Origin of the sequence: Acidovorax sp., from assembly GCF_046341535.1 — a bacterium.
Lineage (GTDB): Bacteria > Pseudomonadota > Gammaproteobacteria > Burkholderiales > Burkholderiaceae_C > Acidovorax.
Genome location: NZ_JBKDRI010000153.1, coordinates 1 through 4,542 on the forward strand (window position 1 = coordinate 1; position 4,542 = coordinate 4,542).

Sequence of the window (4,542 nt, forward strand, 5' to 3'; positions counted from 1 at the left end):
GGGGGCCGGTGTGCCTGGTTACCACGCCATAGCCTTTTGCAGCACATCAAAGCCCTGGCCAGAGCACTTGGCAGCCCAAAATCAACAGAAAAACTCGCTTCGCTCCGCCTTCGACCAATTGCCGTGAAATATTCGGGCTAGCTCCGGTGAACGCTGGGGCCAGCCACGCGAAAGCTGAGCACTGGTGCGCTGGGCCCGCTGAACGACATCCCCAGCGCAATCTTGCCGTTGCCGTGCAGGATGCAGGCATCCCGGCGCAACCGGACCGCAGACGCACTGCCGTCAAACTGCACCCAGGTGCCGAAAGTGCTCAGATCGGTCAGCAAAAAACCACTGTTGCGCCAGTCGATGCGCGCATGCAGACGCGACACGCGCGGATCGTTGATGCAAAGCTGCGCGTGGTCCGCTCGGCCCATATGTACCGGTGCATCGCTCGAAGCAAAGCTCATGTCGATGCCATGACCGGACAACTGTATCTGCCCGCGGATGGCATCCACCGGCGCAAAGTTGCTCACCAGTGCAGCCTGTGTGGTGAGCAACTCAGGGGCCTCGTTTTCGCGCCATTCGATCTGGTGGAGGACGAGTCGATTGGCCTTGCCACGCAAGTCCATCGGGCCCAGGTTGCGGTATTGCACCTCCGCCAAGTTGCCGGCCAGCATCACGGTCGTCTCGGTGGTCCAGATCTCGCCAGGCCCAGCCAGTTCGCACAGACGGGCCGCCACATTGACGGCATCGCCGTAACAGTCTCCGTCCACATCGAGCACTTCGCCGCTGGCAATACCCACCCGGATATCGAGTTGCAGCGGCAGCGGCAGGCAGTCCTGCCGCAACAGATGCTGGCGCAGCAGGTGCGCCATGGTTATAACAGCGCCCGAGGCATCCCCAAACAGGCCCAGTACGCCATCGCCCAGCGTTTTGACCACACGGCCGCCGTGCGCCTGCAGGGTCTCGGCCAGCCATTGGGTAAGCCGCGTGATCGCTGCGGTCGCGCGCTCGTTGCCCAGCGTCTCGTACAGCGATACGCTGTCAAAGATGTCGGCAAAGACTACCGTCTGGAGCGTACTCATCGAAAGCTGAACTTACGCAACGTCATCTAGGCAGTTTAGTCCAGCGGCACCACAAGCGCGCGAGCCATGGTTGCGCCGCGGTTTGGCAGCCCGGGCCGGCTGCGCCGCGCGCGCTGGTGTGAGGTCTCTGTCGGCCGCAGCGCTTTCGCATCAGGCCGCTCAACGGCGCTGCCGCCTGCTGCGACGCAGCAACAACCGGGTGCAGGCACTGTGGTCTTTTTTCAATCATCAGTAGCAACCCTCATTGCACAAACCCTGTGACGGACGTAACTTCGGCGGCCCTGCACTGCTACGGTGTTTTTACCGAATCCCATGCGCTGGACCTTGCCCGACGTTCGCTCCCCTATCGACCACATGCTCGGCCGTGACCGGCCGGCATCGACCGCATGGGTGCACCACCAGGGCGTCGAGCGCATCAGGCACGCCATGCTCGCCAGCCTTGCCGGCATTGCCGGATGCAACGCGGCACGCATGAACATCCGCTTGCGCTACGCTGCCGATATCGAGGCGCTGTGGTACCTGCGTGATGACTTGTTCAGCATGCTGTCGGACATCCAGGGGGAAGGCCCGGCACGCGCCACGCTGGACCAGCTGACGGAGCTGTTCCACGGGCAGTTACCGATGGCGCTTCGGGAACCACTGCCGCGACGGGTTGCCTGAACCCTTGCCGCGCAACCCGCAGGCTCGATCGCGATGGCTGCGCTTGTGCCGTTGTCCGGCAAGCGTGGCACGCATCCAGCCCGGATAGGTCAAGCCTGCTGCGCAACCTCTGCATCAATCCCTGCGGCCGGCGCTGGCGCGGGATCGCGACGGTGATGCAGCGCCTCCCTAGCGCGCATGGCCCCAGTAGATCAGCGCATCGCGGTCTTCCACCGAAAGCGAGACCTTAGCCCCCACGGGTAGCAGCACCTTCGTAGGTACATGGCCAAACGGCAGATTGGTCAGCACGGGCGCCTTGATCTGAGAGCGCAGCCAGTCGACTACGGACTGCAGCTTGTAGCCCTTGTCATGGGGCGCAAGCTTGAAGCTGGTGAACTGCCCCAGCACCACCGCCTTTTGGCGCGCCAGCACGCCCCCGTGCAGCAGTTGCGTGAGCATGCGCTCGATCCGGTAGGGGTGCTCGTGCACATCCTCCAGAAACAAAACCCCGCCCTTCACATCGGGCAAATACGGCGTGCCGACCAGCGAGGCCAGCACGGACAGATTGCCCCCCCACAGCACGGCGCTTTTGACATAGAGACCCGCCGCCGCAGGCTTGCCGGGCGTCGCCTGCGATTTTTCGCGGTGCATGCGCCAGCCGGAGCCCTCGCCATGACCGCTCAGCAGGTCATCGAAGCAGGCCTCCATGATGTCGTCAGGCTCGCCACCCGCCACGCCAAAGTCGGCCCCGAGCGAAGGACCGGCCCACGAGATTGCACCGGTCTGGGCCAGCAGCGCCAACTGAAAGGCCGTGAAGTCGCTCACGCCCACAAAACGTGTGCCCTTCTCGACCGCCTTGGCCACTGCCTTGTAGCGAATGCCAGGCAAAAGGCGCGACAGGCCATAGCCGCCGCGCGAGATCAGGGCCGCATCGGCACCGCTGGCCGCCGCACGGTGGATGGCGGCCAGACGGGTGGCGTCGTCGCCAGCAAAACGGGTGTGTACTGCAAGCGCATCCGGGTCCACCTCCACTTCGTGCCCCAAAGACGTCAGCCGTGCAATGCCGCGCTTGAAGGCCGCCTTGTCGCGCACGGCGCTTGACGGCGAATAAACGTAAATGTGCTTGGGACCGTGGTCGTACAGCGATGAATCGTGATGGTTTTGCAAAGCGCTCGGGCCGCTGGCGGCCCGCTCCGTAGACAAGGTGCGCTGCCGCAGGGCCGAAGGCGCGGGCAGCAGGGGGCGATTAGTTCGCAAAGTATTCCACAGCGCGGGCCGCGATGGTCTCGCCATGCTCCTGCACGAAATGGCCGGCAGCCGGTAGCACCACGGGTTCCGGGCAACCGCGAATATCCTGCCGCAGGGCCTGCATGGTGGCAAGGCCCAGAACCGGGTCTTGCGCACCCACCACCATCAGGCTGCGGCCCTGCCACTGGTCGCGCCAGAAGCTGCGCGCCGCGCACGATACCGTCGCCCCATCATCCCCCGGATCGGCGGGCACCCGCTCGGGAAACGCGCGCAGCGCCGCCCGGTAACCGCGATCTGGAAACGGCGCATCGTACGCAGCGCATTCCGCAGCCGTGAGGTGCGGATTGCCCCGGCCGAGCAACCGGCCCACGCCATACAGTGGCTTGTCGCGGCACATGGCACGCCACTGCACAAATCCGGGGGGCAGCGGCGCATCTGCGGTCGCCAGCAGCGTGTTCATCACCAGCAGGCCATCAAAGCGCCAAGGCATCTCCATGGGCAGCGTGAGGCCCAGAATGCCGCCCCAGTCCTGGACGACCAGTACCGTGCGGCGCAGGTCCAGGCGCTCCACCAGTTCCAGCAGCACCTGATGGTGCCAATCAAAGCGGTGCGCGGCATCCTTCTTGGGCTTGTCGCTTTTGCCAAAACCGATCAGGTCAGGGGCTACCACACGGTCTCCGGCGGCCAGAAAGGTCGGCAGCATACGGCGGTACACATAGCTCCACGTCGGGTTGCCATGCAGGCACAGCCAGGTGCGCGGGGCATCATGCGGCCCCTCGTCCAGGTAGTGCATGCGCAGACCGGCCAGGCAGGGCAAGTCGCTCACATAACGGGCAGGCCAGGGGTAGCCGGGCAGATCGGCAAAGGCGGGTTCGGGCGTGCGCAACGCATCGTCACGCAGCGGGTGGCTGGCCAGCGCCTGGGTGCGTTGCTGCTGACGCCGTTGCCGAAAGAAGTCACTGAGCAGCGCGGCGCACGCATCTGCAAGAACGCCGCCCTGGAGCGTGGTCTGGTGGTTCAACGGGGTGTGCGCAAACAGATTGAGCACGGATCCGGCCGCGCCCGTCTTGGGCTCGGCTGCGCCAAAAACCACGCGGTCCAGGCGTGCCTGAAGCATGGCGCCACTGCACATCGCGCAGGGCTCCAGGGTCACATAGAGCGTGCAGCCGTCCAGCCGGTAGTTGCCCAGCCGCTGCGCCGCCGCACGCAGGGCCACGATCTCAGCATGCGCGGTCGGGTCGTGCCCCTGCACCGGGGCATTGCGGCCCGTGGCAACGACCTCCCCACCCCGAACCACCACCGCACCCACCGGCACTTCTCCCGCACGGGCGGCAGCCTCCGCCTCAGCCAGCGCAAGCTGCATGAAGTGCTCATCGGTTGTTGCGATCATTGCTATCGTTTTAGTAGCACAAAGACTATTGCTGTAGCGCGTAGCCCATCATTCATCACGCGGATTCACAGACAAAGTGCATCAGATGGCAGTTTAATGGGGGTGATCTCCAGGCCGTAAAACACCTCATGAGGGGTGCGGTATCCCAAGCACTTTCTAGGCCTGTGGTTCAATGCGTAAACCGCATTATTGACCTCG

General features: G+C 64.5%; 4 protein-coding genes. 1 reads left to right on the forward strand and 3 read right to left on the reverse strand.

Going from position 1 to position 4,542, the window contains the following annotated elements:
* Positions 1 to 137 precede the first annotated feature (137 nt).
* Positions 138 to 1,067: an adenylate/guanylate cyclase domain-containing protein gene (locus ACK543_RS11295; RefSeq protein ID WP_409942947.1), complete on the reverse strand. Its 930-nt coding sequence runs from the start codon at positions 1,065 to 1,067 to the stop codon at positions 138 to 140.
* Between the two features lie 312 nt (positions 1,068 to 1,379).
* Here ACK543_RS11295 and ACK543_RS11300 point away from each other — a divergent pair, with 312 nt between their 5' ends.
* Positions 1,380 to 1,727 (forward strand): hypothetical protein, encoded by a 348-nt coding sequence (locus tag ACK543_RS11300; protein WP_409942948.1) that lies wholly within the window; start codon positions 1,380 to 1,382, stop codon positions 1,725 to 1,727.
* Positions 1,728 to 1,895: 168 nt separating this feature from the next.
* Here the strand turns inward: ACK543_RS11300 and ACK543_RS11305 are convergent, their stop codons facing one another.
* Positions 1,896 to 2,909 (reverse strand): LD-carboxypeptidase, encoded by a 1,014-nt coding sequence (locus ACK543_RS11305; RefSeq protein WP_409942949.1) that lies wholly within the window; start codon positions 2,907 to 2,909, stop codon positions 1,896 to 1,898.
* Between the two features lie 43 nt (positions 2,910 to 2,952).
* On the reverse strand, positions 2,953 to 4,344 hold the full coding sequence (gene tadA / locus ACK543_RS11310) for a tRNA adenosine(34) deaminase TadA (protein WP_409942950.1): 1,392 nt from the start codon (positions 4,342 to 4,344) through the stop codon (positions 2,953 to 2,955).
* Positions 4,345 to 4,542: the final 198 nt, after the last annotated feature.

What these genes read in the sequence shown, in the direction of transcription:
- ACK543_RS11295 (WP_409942947.1), bottom strand. Translation starts at nt 1,067, where the DNA reads ATGAGTACGCTCCAGACGGTAGTCTTTGCCGACATCTTTGACAGCGTA.
- ACK543_RS11300 (WP_409942948.1), top strand. Translation starts at nt 1,380, where the DNA reads ATGCGCTGGACCTTGCCCGACGTTCGCTCCCCTATCGACCACATGCTC.
- tadA (WP_409942950.1), bottom strand. Translation starts at nt 4,344, where the DNA reads ATGATCGCAACAACCGATGAGCACTTCATGCAGCTTGCGCTGGCTGAG.